The sequence below is a fragment of the Streptococcus mitis subsp. hohhotensis genome (assembly GCF_020089495.2).
Taxonomy (GTDB): Bacteria; Bacillota; Bacilli; order Lactobacillales; family Streptococcaceae; genus Streptococcus; species Streptococcus hohhotensis.
In genome coordinates, this window is sequence record NZ_JAIRCA020000001.1 from 62,870 (window position 1) to 78,901 (window position 16,032).

18 protein-coding genes are annotated in these 16,032 nt (G+C 42.4%); 14 read left to right on the plus strand and 4 right to left on the minus strand.

Going from position 1 to position 16,032, the window contains the following annotated elements:
• The first annotated feature begins 5 nt into the window (after positions 1-5).
• Positions 6-1,919 carry a tRNA uridine-5-carboxymethylaminomethyl(34) synthesis enzyme MnmG gene (gene mnmG, locus K4Z77_RS00320; protein WP_224218119.1) on the plus strand — a complete coding sequence of 638 codons (1,914 nt, stop codon included), beginning with the start codon at positions 6-8 and terminating at the stop codon, positions 1,917-1,919.
• A gap of 38 nt (positions 1,920-1,957) precedes the next feature.
• On the opposite strand, the gene rnjA is transcribed toward mnmG, so the two are convergent.
• Positions 1,958-3,637, minus strand: coding sequence for a ribonuclease J1 (rnjA, locus tag K4Z77_RS00325; RefSeq protein WP_045612411.1), 1,680 nt, complete (start codon positions 3,635-3,637; stop codon positions 1,958-1,960).
• A 1-nt stretch (position 3,638) separates the two neighbouring features.
• The gene (locus K4Z77_RS00330; protein ID WP_224218120.1) at positions 3,639-3,872 is read right to left on the minus strand and encodes a DNA-dependent RNA polymerase subunit epsilon; all 234 of its coding nucleotides are present in this window, start codon (positions 3,870-3,872) and stop codon (positions 3,639-3,641) included.
• Between the two features lie 278 nt (positions 3,873-4,150).
• On the opposite strand from K4Z77_RS00330, the gene K4Z77_RS00335 reads away from it, so the two are divergent.
• Positions 4,151-4,366, plus strand: a complete 216-nt coding sequence (locus tag K4Z77_RS00335; RefSeq protein ID WP_224218121.1) for a hypothetical protein — start codon at positions 4,151-4,153, stop codon at positions 4,364-4,366.
• A 312-nt stretch (positions 4,367-4,678) separates the two neighbouring features.
• Here the strand turns inward: K4Z77_RS00335 and cibB are convergent, their stop codons facing one another.
• Both cibB and cibA read right to left on the minus strand, forming a co-directional pair.
• Entirely contained in the window at positions 4,679-4,831 is a 153-nt protein-coding gene (gene cibB, locus K4Z77_RS00340) for a fratricide two-peptide bacteriocin subunit CibB (protein ID WP_224218122.1), read from the minus strand.
• 1 nt (position 4,832) lies between these two features.
• Entirely contained in the window at positions 4,833-5,018 is a 186-nt protein-coding gene (gene cibA / locus K4Z77_RS00345) for a fratricide two-peptide bacteriocin subunit CibA (RefSeq protein WP_224218123.1), read from the minus strand.
• 177 nt (positions 5,019-5,195) lie between these two features.
• Here cibA and tsaB point away from each other — a divergent pair, with 177 nt between their 5' ends.
• The 12 genes from tsaB to K4Z77_RS00405 all read left to right on the plus strand — a co-directional run bounded on the left by tsaB (position 5,196) and on the right by K4Z77_RS00405 (position 16,029).
• Positions 5,196-5,879: a tRNA (adenosine(37)-N6)-threonylcarbamoyltransferase complex dimerization subunit type 1 TsaB gene (gene tsaB, locus K4Z77_RS00350; protein WP_224218124.1), complete on the plus strand. Its 684-nt coding sequence runs from the start codon at positions 5,196-5,198 to the stop codon at positions 5,877-5,879.
• Positions 5,876-6,313 carry a ribosomal protein S18-alanine N-acetyltransferase gene (rimI, locus tag K4Z77_RS00355; RefSeq protein ID WP_224218125.1) on the plus strand — a complete coding sequence of 146 codons (438 nt, stop codon included), beginning with the start codon at positions 5,876-5,878 and terminating at the stop codon, positions 6,311-6,313. The genes tsaB and rimI overlap by 4 nt, the downstream gene beginning before the upstream one ends.
• Positions 6,303-7,313: a tRNA (adenosine(37)-N6)-threonylcarbamoyltransferase complex transferase subunit TsaD gene (gene tsaD, locus K4Z77_RS00360; RefSeq protein ID WP_224218126.1), complete on the plus strand. Its 1,011-nt coding sequence runs from the start codon at positions 6,303-6,305 to the stop codon at positions 7,311-7,313. Before rimI ends, tsaD begins: the two co-directional genes overlap by 11 nt.
• Before the next feature lie 119 nt (positions 7,314-7,432).
• The gene (locus tag K4Z77_RS00365) at positions 7,433-8,128 is read left to right on the plus strand and encodes an AzlC family ABC transporter permease (protein WP_078135725.1); all 696 of its coding nucleotides are present in this window, start codon (positions 7,433-7,435) and stop codon (positions 8,126-8,128) included.
• Positions 8,118-8,441: an AzlD domain-containing protein gene (locus tag K4Z77_RS00370; RefSeq protein ID WP_173304424.1), complete on the plus strand. Its 324-nt coding sequence runs from the start codon at positions 8,118-8,120 to the stop codon at positions 8,439-8,441. The genes K4Z77_RS00365 and K4Z77_RS00370 overlap by 11 nt, the downstream gene beginning before the upstream one ends.
• Before the next feature lie 103 nt (positions 8,442-8,544).
• The gene (locus K4Z77_RS00375; RefSeq protein WP_224218127.1) at positions 8,545-9,375 is read left to right on the plus strand and encodes an amino acid ABC transporter substrate-binding protein; all 831 of its coding nucleotides are present in this window, start codon (positions 8,545-8,547) and stop codon (positions 9,373-9,375) included.
• A gap of 153 nt (positions 9,376-9,528) precedes the next feature.
• Positions 9,529-10,383, plus strand: a complete 855-nt coding sequence (locus tag K4Z77_RS00380; protein WP_125410839.1) for a MetQ/NlpA family ABC transporter substrate-binding protein — start codon at positions 9,529-9,531, stop codon at positions 10,381-10,383.
• A gap of 96 nt (positions 10,384-10,479) precedes the next feature.
• Positions 10,480-11,853 carry a M20 family metallopeptidase gene (locus K4Z77_RS00385; protein ID WP_224218128.1) on the plus strand — a complete coding sequence of 458 codons (1,374 nt, stop codon included), beginning with the start codon at positions 10,480-10,482 and terminating at the stop codon, positions 11,851-11,853.
• Complete coding sequence (locus K4Z77_RS00390; protein WP_033684438.1) at positions 11,846-12,907, plus strand: methionine ABC transporter ATP-binding protein; 1,062 nt, start codon at positions 11,846-11,848, stop codon at positions 12,905-12,907. The genes K4Z77_RS00385 and K4Z77_RS00390 overlap by 8 nt, the downstream gene beginning before the upstream one ends.
• 1 nt (position 12,908) lies before the next feature.
• Positions 12,909-13,601: a methionine ABC transporter permease gene (locus tag K4Z77_RS00395; RefSeq protein WP_000444647.1), complete on the plus strand. Its 693-nt coding sequence runs from the start codon at positions 12,909-12,911 to the stop codon at positions 13,599-13,601.
• 128 nt (positions 13,602-13,729) lie between these two features.
• Positions 13,730-14,599, plus strand: a complete 870-nt coding sequence (locus K4Z77_RS00400; protein WP_173303325.1) for a helix-turn-helix domain-containing protein — start codon at positions 13,730-13,732, stop codon at positions 14,597-14,599.
• 185 nt (positions 14,600-14,784) lie between these two features.
• Positions 14,785-16,029 (plus strand): MFS transporter, encoded by a 1,245-nt coding sequence (locus tag K4Z77_RS00405; protein ID WP_224218129.1) that lies wholly within the window; start codon positions 14,785-14,787, stop codon positions 16,027-16,029.
• Positions 16,030-16,032: the final 3 nt, after the last annotated feature.

Here is a 16,032-nt window from a genome sequence, read left to right on the forward strand (position 1 = left end):
GAAATATGACTTATCATTTTACTGAAGAATACGATATTATTGTAATCGGTGCGGGACACGCTGGGGTCGAGGCTTCCTTGGCCGCTAGCCGTATGGGTTGTAAGGTCTTACTTGCGACCATCAACATTGAAATGCTGGCTTTCATGCCTTGTAACCCCTCTATCGGTGGTTCTGCCAAAGGGATTGTCGTGCGTGAAGTTGATGCCCTCGGTGGCGAGATGGCCAAAACCATTGACAAGACTTACATCCAGATGAAGATGCTCAACACAGGGAAGGGTCCAGCTGTCCGTGCCCTTCGTGCGCAGGCTGACAAGGAGCTTTACTCTAAGGAAATGCGCAAGACAGTTGAAAATCAAGAGAATCTGACCCTTCGTCAAACCATGATTGATGAGATTTTGGTGGAAGACGGCAAAGTTGTCGGTGTTCGTACAGCGACCCATCAAGAATATGCTGCTAAGGCCGTTATCGTGACGACAGGGACGGCCCTCCGTGGGGAAATTATCATCGGTGACCTCAAGTACTCATCAGGTCCTAACCACAGTTTGGCTTCTATTAACCTTGCTGACAATCTCAAGGAACTGGGCCTCGAAATCGGTCGTTTCAAGACAGGAACCCCTCCACGTGTCAAGGCTTCTTCTATCAATTACGATGTGACAGAAATTCAGCCAGGAGACGAAGCGCCTAATCATTTCTCATACACTTCACGTGATGAGGATTATGTCAAGGATCAGGTGCCATGCTGGTTGACCTATACCAATGGTACCAGTCATGAGATTATCCAAAACAACCTCCACCGTGCACCTATGTTTACAGGTGTGGTTAAGGGAGTGGGACCTCGTTACTGTCCGTCGATTGAAGACAAGATTGTGCGCTTTGCGGACAAGGAACGCCACCAACTCTTCCTAGAGCCAGAAGGGCGCAATACTGAGGAAGTCTATGTTCAAGGACTTTCAACCAGTCTGCCTGAGGATGTCCAGCGTGACTTGGTTCATTCCATCAAAGGTTTGGAAAATGCAGAGATGATGCGGACAGGTTATGCCATTGAGTATGATATGGTCTTGCCTCATCAGTTGCGTGCGACTCTGGAAACCAAGAAAATCTCCGGACTTTTCACTGCTGGTCAGACAAATGGAACATCAGGTTATGAAGAAGCTGCTGGCCAAGGGATTATCGCGGGTATCAATGCGGCTCTGAAAATCCAAGGTAAACCTGAGTTGATTCTAAAACGAAGTGACGGTTATATCGGGGTGATGATTGACGACTTGGTGACCAAGGGAACCATTGAACCTTACCGTCTCTTGACCAGTCGTGCTGAATACCGTCTCATCCTCCGTCATGACAATGCCGATATGCGTTTGACAGAGATGGGACGCGAGATTGGACTTGTGGACGATGAACGCTGGGCTCGTTTTGAAATCAAGAAAAATCAATTTGTCAATGAGATGAAGCGCCTAGACAGTATCAAACTCAAGCCAGTCAAGGAAACCAATGCCAAGGTTGAGGAGATGGGCTTCAAGCCGTTGACAGATGCGGTGACAGCCAAAGAATTCCTTCGCCGTCCAGAAGTGTCTTACCAAGATGTGGTGGCTTTCATCGGACCAGCTGCAGAGGACTTGGATGACAAGATTATCGAATTGATTGAAACAGAAATCAAGTACGAAGGCTATATTTCCAAAGCCATGGATCAGGTAGCCAAGATGAAACGCATGGAAGAAAAACGCATTCCAGCCAATATTGACTGGGATGACATTGACTCTATCGCAACGGAAGCTCGTCAGAAGTTCAAACTCATCAATCCAGAAACCATCGGCCAAGCCAGCCGTATTTCGGGAGTAAACCCAGCAGATATTTCTATTTTGATGGTGTATCTGGAAGGTAAAAATCGTAGTATTTCTAAAAATCAAGAAAAGAAAGCATAGAGAAAAACAGCTCCGAAAAATCGGGGCTGTTTTATGATTTATTCTTCATCTGGTGTGAGGATCATCGGGATAATAATCGGTTCACGTTCTGTATTTTCATAGAGGAAGGGGCGAATAGCGTTGACAATGGCACCGTTGACAGATTGCACGCTAGCATCCTTGTTTTTCAGTGCGATACGAATGGCATTGAAGAGGATACGCTGGCTTTGGCGAATCAAGTCGCCAGACTCTCTCATGTAGACAAAGCCTCGGCTGAGGATGTCTGGACCAGATAGAATCATCTGCGATTTGAAGTCAACAGTTGCGACTGCCAGAACGACACCGTCTTCAGATAGATCGCGACGATCTTTGAGGACCGCAGCGCCGATTTCACCGATACGATTTCCATCGACATAGATGTCTTGGGCATTGAAATGACCTGCGATACGAGCTGAGTCAGCAGTAAGGGCAAGCACATCACCATTGCTCATGATAAAGATATTGTCCTTTTCAACACCAGTATCCACCGCTAGTCCAGCGTGAACTTTTTGCATGCGGTATTCACCGTGGACAGGCATGAAGTATTTTGGCTTAATCAAGCGGAGCATAAGTTTTTGCTCTTGCTGGCCACCGTGTCCAGATGTATGGATATTGTTAACCTTACCGTGGATAACTTCGACACCAGCTTCTGAAATGATGTTAATCAGCTTGTTGACGCTAGTCGTATTTCCAGGGATTGGACTTGAAGAGAAGATAACGGTATCACCTGGTTGGAGTTGTACCTGACGGTGGGTTCCGTTGGCGATACGAGAGAGGGCTGCCATAGGTTCACCCTGACTACCTGTACAGAGGATCAGAATTTCTCCTGCAGGGTAGTCTTTGATTTCATTTGGCTCGATAAAGGTTCCCTTAGGAGCTTTGATGTAGCCAAGCTCAATTCCGTTGACAATGGCCTTTTCCATAGAACGACCAAAGACTGCAATCTTACGTCCAGTCTTAACAGCGGCTTCTGTTGCTTGCTGGAGACGGAAGATATTTGAGGCAAAGGATGCAAAGATGATACGTCCCTCTATGCCTTGGATAATCTTCATGATGGACTGGCCAACGACTTTTTCAGAGTTGGTAAAGGTTGGAATTTCTGCATTTGTCGAGTCAGACAGGAGACAGAGTACACCTTCTTCACCAAGAGCTGCCATACGGTGCAAATCTGCTGGTTCACCAACTGGTGTTAAGTCAAACTTGAAGTCACCCGTACAGACAATTTTCCCTTGAGGAGTATGAATGACAATCCCCAAAGGCTCTGGAATAGAGTGAGTCGTTCTAAAGAAAGTTGCCTTGAGATTTTTAAAGGTCAACTCAGTGTTGTGGTTGATTTCGTAAAGTTTGGCGTTGCGCAAGAGACCGTGTTCTTCGAGTTTCCCACGGATCAAAGCCAAGGCAAGTGGTCCAGCATAGATAGGGACATTTGCTTGCTTGAGCAGGAATGGAATCCCACCGATGTGGTCCTCGTGTCCGTGTGTGATCAAAACAGCCTTGACGCGGTCGATATTGTCTACTATGTAAGAGTAGTCAGGGATAACATAGTCGATACCAAGCAAGTCATCTTCTGGGAATTTAATCCCAGCATCGACGATGATAATCTCGTCTTGGTATTCAATTCCGTATGTGTTTTTCCCGATTTCTCCCAGACCACCGATGGCAAAAACGCCAACTTCTTCAGGTTTAAGAGTATAGGCCATATTAGAACTCCGTAATTTCGAAGGCGCCAGTTTCTTTTTCGTAATCTAGCAATTTGTCAGACAAGAGTTCGATATACTCGATATTGTACTCTGGGCGATTTTCTTCGACAAGTTGGCGAGCAGCGATACGACCCTCAAGTTCTGAGCTGGCATCGATGTCTAGGTAAAGTGCGCGTGTAGTTTCACGACGTGGGCTACGTTCTTTTGTTTTTTGATAAAAAACTTTGTAAATCATATAGTTCCTTTCTATTTACAGGTCAGCTTATTCCAAACTTTTAGCATAGATTTGCTTGATTTCATTCCATTTTGTGTCTAGATGACCTTGATTCGTTACAATTATTTCAATTATACCACAAAATGAAAGATTAGTAAAAGACGGAAACGAGAAAGTCATGGGGCGATTTCTTTAGTAAGCGCTTGCAAAAACAAAGAAAATGTGTTATATTGAGAACGGGAGTGGAATTTATTGCTTGTCATAATTCCATATAGTTTTTAAGTCAAGGAGGTTGCTCTATGTATAACTTATTTGCTTTTGCTATCGGAGCTCGCTTGGTAGCTTTTATTGTTTTTGTTGCTTGCGTTTATGCGGGGAATCTTCTATTTGCCAAACTGGAACAACGACAAAGCAAGTTCTTGTGGAAGATTACCTTTGTGACTCTCTACTCGCTTTTTCTCCTCCTCGTAACCTATGTCGTTTGGTTTGTATTTTACTTTGGATTAAATGCTTAGATGCCCTGCTCATGCTGGGGCATTTTTGTTTGGGGATAAAGAAAATTCCACCCCATCTATCAAGATGAGGTGGTTTTTGCATTTTTCTAAAATGACATGACAATGGAATAAATGTTTGCTTTAAGAATTTATTCTTATTATGTTAATGACTCTTCTGCTCAAAAATAGAGATGAAGCATAAAAATAAAACAATACAAACAGATAGATCAATTGGTAAAGGGATAGTAGTAATGTTTAAATCATTGAGAATGCTGAGCAAACTGTAAGAGATGAAGACAATAAAATTTATCCTTCTAAAAATGTGTCTTTTATCTAGCATGACTTACCAAACTTTTTACGGAGATCTTTCCCAATGGTATAAGCTGCCATAAATAAAGCGATACCAACACCTGCACCAAAACCACCCTTGATTTCTTGCAAATCCTTATTAGAAATTTCACGATAGTTGTTCAAATCTTTCATCATATTAATCTCCTCCTAAAAAATAACCAGCTGCCAAACCAGAACCTACAAGTGCTGTTCCGCCTGCAATAGTTTTCCAAGATACTGCTACTCCAAAGATAATCAAGGGAGCGAGACCGCCATCAATACCTGATAATTCATTTTCAGATAGGGATAAAAATTGATTGTCAAGAACGTCAAAATTTGTCATTGAACTTTCCTCCTTTTTTCTTGTTCACTTTTATATTCGGAAAAGAAAAGGAAAAGTGAACATCTTTTTAAATTATTTTTAGTTAAGTGAGGGTATTCCTGTTTGGGGATAAAGAAAATTCCCATGTGCTAGCTTTTGTAGTATAATAGTAAGCAGACAAAAAGATAGGAATATGTTATGAAAGTATTAGCTTTTGATACGTCCAGCAAGGCTCTTTCTCTCGCTATTTTAGAGGACAAGCAGATTCTTGCCGAGACGACGATTAATATCAAGAAAAATCACAGTATTACCCTCATGCCTGCCATCGATTTTTTGATGACAAGTTTGGATTGGACACCCAAGGACTTGGATCGAATCGTGGTGGCAGAGGGACCAGGTAGCTACACAGGCTTGCGAATTGCGGTAGCAACTGCCAAGACTTTGGCTCATACTCTGAACATTGAGTTGGTTGGTATGTCGAGTCTCTTGGCTCTGGTGCCATATCAACAAGAAGGCTTGTTTGTTCCTTTGATGGATGCGCGTCGCAACAATGTTTATGCAGGATTTTATGAAAATGCCAAACCTGTCATGCTAGAAGCGCACCTGCCTTTTGAGCGAGTGATTGAGTTAATCAAGGGGGCTAGTCAGGTAACCTTTGTCGGAGAAGTTGGCCCCTTTGTTGAGCAGATTCAAGAACATTTACCAAGGACTAATTTCAAAGAAACCTTGCCTAATGCAGCCAATCTAGCTCTTTTGGCTTGGGATAAGGAAGCAGACTCCTTGCATGATTTTGTGCCAAACTACCTCAAGCGTGTTGAGGCAGAGGAAAACTGGCTCAAGAACCACACCGAGTCTGGTGAGTCTTACATTAAACGCCTATGATAGAGATCAAACGAATCCAACAGCAGCCTGACTTGGCTCAAGTCATTTACGCTGTTATGGTAGCTGTTTACCCAGTCAGTCCTTGGACGCTGGAGCAAATCCAAGCAGACCTGTCCCAAGATCAGACTTGGTATGCTCTGGCTTATGATGGGGTAGAAGTGATTGGATTTCTAGCTGTGCAGGAGAATCTTTTTGAAGCAGAAGTCTTGCAAATCGCTGTCAAAGGAGCTTATCAGGGTCAGGGAATTGCGTCAGCCTTGTTTGCTCAATTGCCGGTAGATAAGGAGATTTTCCTCGAAGTCAGAAAGTCAAACCGACGAGCGCAAGCATTTTACAAGAAAGAAAAGATGGCGGTCATCGCTGAGCGAAAGGCCTACTACCATGACCCAGTCGAGGACGCCATCATCATGAAGAGAGAAATAGATGAAGGATAGATATATTTTAGCATTTGAGACATCCTGTGATGAGACCAGTGTCGCCGTCTTGAAAAGCGACGATGAGCTCTTGTCCAATGTCATTGCTAGTCAAATTGAGAGTCACAAACGTTTTGGGGGCGTAGTACCAGAAGTAGCCAGTCGTCACCATGTCGAGGTCATTACAGCCTGTATTGAGGAGGCGCTAGCAGAAGCAGGAATTACGGAAGAGGATGTGACAGCTGTTGCGGTTACCTATGGACCGGGCTTGGTCGGAGCCTTACTAGTTGGTTTGTCAGCTGCCAAGGCCTTTGCTTGGGCACATGGACTTCCGCTGATTCCTGTTAACCACATGGCTGGCCACCTCATGGCAGCTCAGAGTGTGGAGTCTTTGGAGTTTCCCTTGCTAGCTCTCTTGGTCAGCGGTGGACACACAGAGTTAGTCTATGTTTCTGAGGCTGGTGATTACAAGATTGTTGGGGAAACGCGAGATGACGCAGTTGGTGAGGCCTATGATAAGGTCGGCCGTGTCATGGGCCTGACCTATCCTGCAGGTCGTGAGATTGATGAGCTAGCTCATAAAGGCCAGGATGTTTATGACTTCCCTCGTGCCATGATTAAGGAAGATAATCTAGAGTTTTCATTCTCAGGTTTGAAGTCTGCCTTTATCAATCTTCATCACAATGCCGAGCAAAAAGGAGAAAGCTTGTCTACAGAGGACTTGTGTGCTTCCTTCCAAGCTGCAGTTATGGATATTCTCATGGCTAAAACCAAGAAGGCTTTGGAGAAATACCCTGTTAAAACCCTAGTTGTGGCTGGAGGTGTGGCAGCCAATAAAGGTCTCAGAGAACGCCTAGCAGCCGAAATCACAGATGTCAAGGTCATCATTCCCCCTCTGCGCCTCTGCGGAGACAATGCAGGTATGATTGCCTATGCTAGCGTCAGCGAGTGGAACAAAGAAAACTTTGCAAGCTTGGATCTCAATGCCAGACCAAGTCTCGCTTTTGATACTATGGAATAAAATGGAGTCTGTCTGATTATAATCAGCAGACTTTTTTCTCTTTCCTGAATGTGTTATAATAGTCCATGCTGTGGCTGGAACTGATTCAGCCCATTTATTAAGATAATATGAGGAGAAAGATGAAAGAAAAAGGATTTTGGGAGGGAGCGCAGGCAGCTATGCCAACGGCCCTTGGTTATGTCAGTATCGGGCTGGCCTGTGGAATTATCGGTGCGCCCTATGTGACGCCTGTTGAGATGGGCTTGATGAGCCTCTTTGTTTATGCTGGGAGCGCCCAGTTTGCCATGTTGGCACTGATTGCAGTGCAGGCACCTGTAGCAGCTATTGCTATGACGGTCTTTTTGATTAATTTGCGTCTCTTTTTGTTGAGCTTGCACGCATCGACCTATTTCCGTCATACCAGTCTTTGGCACAATATCGGTATGTCTAGTATCTTGACGGATGAGACTTATGGCGTTTTGATGGGCGAATTGGCCCATGCAGACAAGGTCAATCCTATGTGGATGCACGGAAACAATCTCAACAGCTATGTGGCTTGGTTTGTGGGAACAGTTGTCGGAACGGCTCTGGGTGGCCTGCTGCCAAATCCAGAAATCTTTGGCTTGGATTTTGCCCTGGTTGGGATGTTTATCGGAATTTTTGCTTCGCAATTCCAGATTATGCAAAGACGGATTCCTGTCCGAAATCTGCTCATTATCCTAGCAGTTGTTGCGGTGTCCTTCTTTTTACTCTTGACAGTGGTGTCTCAGTCACTAGCTGTTCTGTTTGCGACGCTACTTGGTTGTACAATGGGGGTGGTTTTAGATGGTCAGTAAGTATCTTTTATTAGCAGTGATTTTCTCTGGCTTGGTGACTTGGATTCCCCGTATGATTCCTTTCATCTTGGTCAAGTATAAGGGTTTGCCTGCGATTATTGAGCGTTTTTTGAAGTTCTTGCCCGTTTCTATTATCTTTGCCTTGATTCTTTCAAGCGTAGTGACAGGTAAGGTTGGTAGCCTGCCTCAAATCAAATGGCTAGACTTCTTAGCAGTCTTTCCAACGGCTTGGGTAGCCTTTCGCTACCGTAATCTAGTCGGAACAGTTCTCTTCGGAGTAGTCTTGATTGCCATCTTGCGTTTGGTCTTTTAAATTAGCCATAAAGAAAACTTATCACAGAGATAGATATCATATAATGGCGTAAATGCTCTTTTTCTGTTAAGATTATAAGGTATTCTATTTTGGAGGAAATGAAATGAAAAAAATCGTTAAATACTCATCTCTTGCTGCCCTAGGGCTTGTTGCTGCAGGTGTTTTAGCAGCTTGCTCAGGTGGTGCTAAGAAAGAAGGAGAAGCAGCTAGCAAGAAAGAAATTATCGTTGCAACTAATGCTACACCAAAACCATTCAACTATGAAGAAAATGGCGAATTGACTGGTTACGAGATTGAAGTGGTTCGCGCTATCTTTAAAGACTCTGACAAGTATGATGTCAAGTTTGAAAAGACAGAGTGGTCAGGGATTTTCCCAGGACTTGATAGCGATCGTTACCAAATGGCCGTTAACAACCTCAGTTATACCAAAGAACGTGCAGAGAAATACCTCTACGCAGCGCCAACTGCTAAAAACCCTAACGTTCTTGTTGTGAAGAAGGACGACACTAGCATCAAATCGCTTGATGATATCGGTGGAAAATCAACAGAAGTTGTTCAAGGGACAACATCTGCTAAACAGTTAGAAGACTACAACAAACAACACTCAGATAATCCAACTGTACTTAACTATACTAGAGCTGACTTCCAACAAATCATGGGACGCTTGAGCGATGGCCAGTTTGACTACAAGATTTTTGATAAAATCGGTGTTGAAACAGTCATCAAGAACCAAGGATTGGACAACTTGAAAGTTATCGAACTTCCAAGTGACCAACAACCTTACGTTTACCCACTTCTTGCTAAAGGTCAAGATGAGTTGAAAACATTTGTAGACAAACGCATTAAAGAACTTTACAAAGATGGAACTCTTGAAAAATTGTCAAAACAATTCTTCGGAGACACTTACCTACCAGCAGAAGCTGATATTAAATAATTATTTGAAGTCATCCATTCTGATTCAGATGGGTGATTTCTGAGTCTTTAGGGATATAGTTTTAAACTATATATCTGACTATCTAATAACAATTTGTGAAATCAAACAAATTGTGAGATACTAGTACGGTATTATTTTTAAGGAGAAAGAATCATGAAAATCAAAAAATGGCTTGGTGTAGCAGCCCTTGCTACAGTCGCAGGTTTGGCTCTTGCAGCTTGCGGAAACTCGGAAAAGAAAGCAGACAATGCAACAACTATCAAAATCGCAACTGTTAACCGTAGCGGTTCTGAAGAAAAACGTTGGGACAAAATTCAAGAATTGGTTAAAAAAGACGGCATTACCTTGGAATTTACAGAGTTCACAGACTATTCACAACCAAACAAGGCAACTGCTGATGGCGAAGTAGATTTGAACGCTTTCCAACACTATAACTTCTTGAACAACTGGAACAAAGAAAACGGGAAAGACCTTGTAGCGATTGCAGATACTTATATCTCTCCAATCCGTCTTTACTCAGGTTTGAATGGAAGTGACAACAAGTACACTAAAGTGGAAGACATCCCAGCAAACGGAGAAATCTCTGTACCGAATGACGCTACAAACGAAAGCCGTGCGCTTTACTTGCTCCAATCAGCTGGCTTGATTAAATTGGATGTTTCTGGAACTGCCCTTGCAACAGTTGCTAACATCAAAGAAAATCCAAAGAACTTGAAAATCACTGAATTGGACGCTAGCCAAACAGCTCGTTCATTGTCATCAGTTGACGCTGCCGTTGTAAACAATACCTTCGTTACAGAAGCAAAATTGGACTACAAGAAAGCACTCTTCAAAGAACAAGCTGATGAAAATTCAAAACAATGGTACAACATCATTGTTGCGAAAAAAGATTGGGAATCATCACCTAAGGCTGATGCTATCAAGAAAGTTGTTGCAGCTTACCATACAGATGAAGTGAAAAAAGTTATCGAAGAAACATCAGACGGTTTGGATCAACCAGTTTGGTAATAAGAAATAGGGAGGTGGGAGAGAAAATTCCACCTCTTGCTTTTGTATAGAGCATGGATTGTCAGGAAGAGTAGTTCATAGAAAGGTAGAGAGAATATGGTTTTTCCTAGCGAACAAGAACAAATTAAAAAATTTGAAAAGGATCATGTAGCCCAGCATTATTTTGAGGTTTTGCGTACCTTGATTTCTAAGAAATCAGTCTTTGCCCAGCAGGTGGGTCTCAAAGAAGTTGCCAACTATCTGGGTGAGATTTTCAAGCGTGTGGGGGCTGAAGTGGAGATTGATGAGACTTATACGGCTCCCTTTGTCATGGCACATTTCAAGAGTTCGCGTCCAGATGCCAAGACCTTGATTTTCTATAACCACTATGACACTGTGCCAGCGGATGGGGATCAGGTCTGGACAGAGGATCCCTTTACGCTTTCAGTCCGCAGTGGCTTCATGTATGGGCGTGGGGTTGACGATGACAAGGGTCATATCACAGCTCGTTTGAGTGCTTTGAGAAAATATATGAAGCACCACGATGACCTGCCTGTCAATATCAGTTTTATCATGGAGGGTGCGGAGGAATCGGCTTCGACAGATCTGGATAAGTATTTGGAAAAACATGCGGATAAACTCCGTGGTGCGGATTTATTGGTCTGGGAACAAGGGACCAAAAATGCCTTGGAACAGCTAGAAATTTCTGGTGGAAATAAGGGGATTGTGACTTTTGATGCCAAGGTGAAAAGTGCTGATGTGGATATCCATTCGAGTTATGGTGGGGTTGTGGAATCAGCTCCCTGGTACCTCCTTCAAGCCTTACAGTCTCTTCGAGCTGCAGATGGCCGTATCTTGGTTGAAGGCTTGTACGAAGAAGTACAAGAGCCAAATGAACGAGAATTGGCCTTGGTGGACACTTACGCTCAACGAAATCCAGAGGAAATCAGCCAGATTTATGGTTTGGAATTGCCTCTCTTACAAGAGGACCGCGCAGCCTTTCTAAAACGTTTCTTTTTTGAACCAGCACTTAATATCGAAGGGATCCAGTCAGGTTATCAAGGACAAGGAGTCAAAACGATTTTGCCAGCAGAAGCCAGTGCTAAGCTAGAGGTTCGTTTGGTTCCTGGCCTAGAACCGCATGATGTTCTGGAAAAAATTCGGAAACAGCTAGACAAAAATGGCTTTGATAAGGTAGAATTATACTATACCTTGGGAGAGATGAGCTATCGCAGCGATATGAGCGCGCCAGCCATTCTCAATGTGATCGAGTTGGCCAAGAAATTCTATCCACAGGGCGTCTCAGTCTTGCCGACGACAGCGGGGACAGGGCCTATGCATACGGTCTTTGATGCCCTAGAGGTACCAATGGTGGCCTTCGGTCTAGGAAATGCCAATAGTCGAGACCACGGTGGAGATGAGAACGTGCGAATCGCCGATTACTATACCCATATTGAATTAGTAGAGGAGCTGATTAGAAGCTATGAGTAGAGATATTATCAAGTTAGATCAGATCGATGTGACTTTTCATCAAAAGAAGAGAACCATCACAGCGGTCAAGGATGTGACCATTCACATCCAAGAAGGGGATATCTACGGAATCGTTGGATATTCTGGAGCAGGAAAATCAACCCTTGTACGGGTGATTAACCTTTTGCAAAAACCATCTGCAGGAAAAATTACCATTGATGACGATGTGATTTTTGATGGCAAGGTGACCTTGACGGCCGAGCAGTTGCGTCGTAAACGTCAAGATATCGGAATGATTTTCCAGCATTTTAACCTGATGAGCCAAAAGACAGCAGAGGAGAATGTAGCCTTTGCCCTAAAACACTCTGGACTTAGCAAGGAAGAAAAGAAGGCTAAAGTAGCCAAGTTGTTGGACTTGGTTGGCTTGGCGGACCGTGCTGAAAACTACCCTTCACAATTATCTGGAGGGCAAAAACAGCGTGTAGCCATTGCGCGTGCCTTAGCAAATGATCCAAAAATCTTGATTTCAGACGAGTCGACTTCTGCCCTTGACCCTAAGACAACCAAGCAGATTTTGGCCTTGTTGCAAGATTTGAACCAAAAATTAGGCTTGACTGTTGTCTTGATTACGCATGAAATGCAGATTGTCAAAGACATTGCCAACCGTGTTGCAGTTATGCAGGATGGACATTTGATTGAAGAGGGAAGTGTCCTTGAAATCTTCTCAAACCCTAAACAACCCTTGACCCAAGACTTTATCTCAACAGCTACAGGTATTGACGAAGCCATGGTCAAAATCGAGAAGCAAGAAATCGTGGAACACTTGTCTGAAAACAGTCTCTTGGTGCAACTCAAGTACGCTGGTGCTTCAACAGACGAGCCACTTTTGAATGAATTGTACAAGCATTACCAAGTGACGGCTAATATCCTCTATGGGAATATTGAAATTCTCGATGGTACTCCTGTTGGAGAATTGGTGGTGGTCTTGTCAGGTGAAAAAGCAGCGCTAGCAGGTGCTCAAGAAGCCATTCGTCAAGCAGGCGTACAGCTAAAAGTATTGAAGGGAGGACAGTAAGATGGAATCATTGATTCAAACCTATTTGCCAAATGTCTATAAAATGGGCTGGGCTGGTCAAGCAGGCTGGGGAACAGCCATCTATCTAACTCTTTATATGACAGTTCTTTCCTTCATCATCGGAGGGTTCTTGGGGCTAGTGGCAGGTCTTTTCCTTGTCTTGACAGCGCCAGGTGGTGTCTTGGAGAACAAAGTCGTTTTCTGGATTTTGGATAAGATCACCTCTATTTTCCGTGCGGTTCCTTTTATCATCCTCTTGGCAGTCTTGTCACCCTTCTCTCATCTAATCGTAGGAACAAGCATTGGTCCAAATGCGGCTATCGTACCCCTATCTTTTGCAGTCTTTGCCTTCTTTGCCCGTCAGGTGCAGGTTGTCTTGGCTGAGCTAGATGGTGGTGTTATTGAGGCGGCTCAAGCGAGCGGAGCGACATTCTGGGATATCGTGGGTGTTTACCTATCCGAAGGCCTTCCAGACTTGATCCGCGTGACAACTGTGACCTTGATTTCACTTGTTGGAGAAACAGCTATGGCCGGTGCGGTTGGAGCTGGTGGTATCGGTAACGTGGCCATTGCTTATGGATTTAACCGCTACAATCACGATGTGACCATCTTGGCGACTATCATTATCATTTTGATTATCTTTGCAATCCAATTCTTGGGAGATTTCTTGACCAAGAAATTGAGCCATAAATAAAAAGTACAATGCAATCTGTACATCATTCACAGGATTTGTCGTACAGTCAAGACTTAAAATTCTCTGTACTAGCTGCTATCAACCGTTACTTTCATGAGTAAGAGAGTTAAGAATTGTGGGGAGTCAATATGCAAAATCTGGGAGAAGTTTTTAAAGAATTGAGAAAGAGTCGGAATGTATCTCTACAGGAGGCGACGGGAGGAGAGTTTACTTATTCCATGCTGAGCAAATTTGAGCGCGGAGAAGCAGACTTATCATCTATGAAATTGATTACTGCCTTAGATAACATCCACTCTGATTTGAATGAATTTATGTACTTGGTACGTGGTTTTTCTCAGAAAAAGGTTTTGGCTTTTCAGGAAAATCTCTGGGAACTATATGACAGAGAAGGGATTGATTCTCTCCACTCCTTGTATGAAGAGACGACTCAAAAGTACAGATCAAGTGCTAAAAAAAGCTATCTTTTACAAATGATTCGTATCAAAAGTCTTCTCGTGTTTTTTGATTCAGAAATCAGGGCAACGGATGAAGAACTGACTTTTCTCTATGACTATTTTTTTACTATTGATATCTGGGGGAATTATGAATTGGAATTATTTTCAACGATTTCTACTTTGTTCCCTCTGCCCCTTTATTTTAAATATTCTAGGGAGATGTTACAAAAGACAGATTTATTAGGCTCTTTACCTAGTAACAAAGTCGGTATTGATACCATTTTGATTAATGGACTCTTTAAAGCGATAGAGGGAAAGGATAAATTAAAAGCAGACTATTTTATCTTTCAGATTGACAAACGAGAATTGCCAGAGTCTGAAGCCTATCTTAAAATCATTTATATGATTGCTAAAGGGTATTATGATACTATTTTTAAAGTAGAAAATAAGGGTCTTGAAAGAATCCAGAGGGGCATTACAATCTTACAAGATTTAGAATATGTAGATGGTGCAAGATATTATGAAAACTATTTTGCAAATCAGCTTTCAAATGAAGATTTGTAATATATTCTCATTACATCGACCGACGAAAAATAAATTGCCTTGTAGATGGATTGATAATTAGCAGTTTCTAGGCGCTAGAGTTTCTATTTGCAGACAAAAATATATTACAAAAAAGTGGGGAGTCCCGCTTTTTTTGTTAGACTGGATTCAATAAAATACTCTTTGAAATGTGAGAAAGGCCTGTTATGAAACTATTCTTAAGACATCATTTATTTAGAATACTTACCTTATCAAGGTTTTTGAGCTCAAGTGGAGCTTATATTTATAATCTGGTATTTATCGTTTATGCTGCGAGTCTACCCTTTAAAAATATAGCTGTATTTATGGCGAATATGATTACGATTTTACCTTTCCTATTTACTTTTTATGTTGGGATGAAGGCTGATCATACTCGGAATAAAGCAAGGACAATTATCTGGGTTGGTTGTGTGCAAAGTCTGCTATTTCTTTTGATTGCTAGTGTGATTCATGACCGGAACTTCGTAACGTTTGCTTTTATCTGTATGGTTAATATCTGTTCGGATATTTTATCAGATTACACAGCAGGCCTTCGTATGCCGATTATCCAGCATAATATTTTGGAAGATAGGCTCTATGAAGCTTATTCCTTTACTCAGTTTGTTTCCTATTTATCAAATCTAGGAGGTCAAGCCTTAGGAGTGTGGTTACTCACAACCAGTCATCAAAATTTTTCTTTTGTTGCAATTGTGAATGCTGGTTTCTTTTTACTATCTTCTCTCATTTTGTTCAAAAATAGAAGAGAATTGACTCATTTGTCTGTAAGTGTAGAGGATAAGTCGATTAGTTTACTTCAACAAGTTAAGGCAATCTATACGGACATGGATGACATATTTAGACAGAGAGAAAGTAAATCATTGCTTAAAATGATCCTTGTCATTTTGGTAATTAATACTTTGGGAGGAGCTGTTGGAGGTATTTATCACTTTTACTTATTAGACCATACTATCTATTATCTCAGCTATGCTCAAGCCCTATTTTTAATTGAATGTGTTAGCTTGGGAGGAGCTATTCTTGGTAGCTTAACTCCCCATGATTATTTTGGGAAATGGTCTTTTTCAAGCTTGTTATCGCTCAATGCAATTCTGTTTGTCTTGCTTGCTACTGCTAATATTTTAGATTTTTCTCCTCTAGTAGGTGTTGCCTGCTTAGCCTTTGTCATGTATTTGATGTCGAAATCAATGCCTAGATTAGATACTCTGTTACTGTCTAATTTGAGTGCGGATGTGTTAGCTAGAAGTAATAATCTCTTGAGTATGATTTTTTCCCTAACATTACCCTTGGGGATGTCCCTATTTTCTTTCTTAGCTTTACAAGATATCAGGCTTTGTTGGTGGGTGTTTTTGGTAGTGAGTGTGATAGGGTTGATTTTATCACTAGAAAAAGGAAGTTTTTCAGGTAAAAAATTTTAGCCT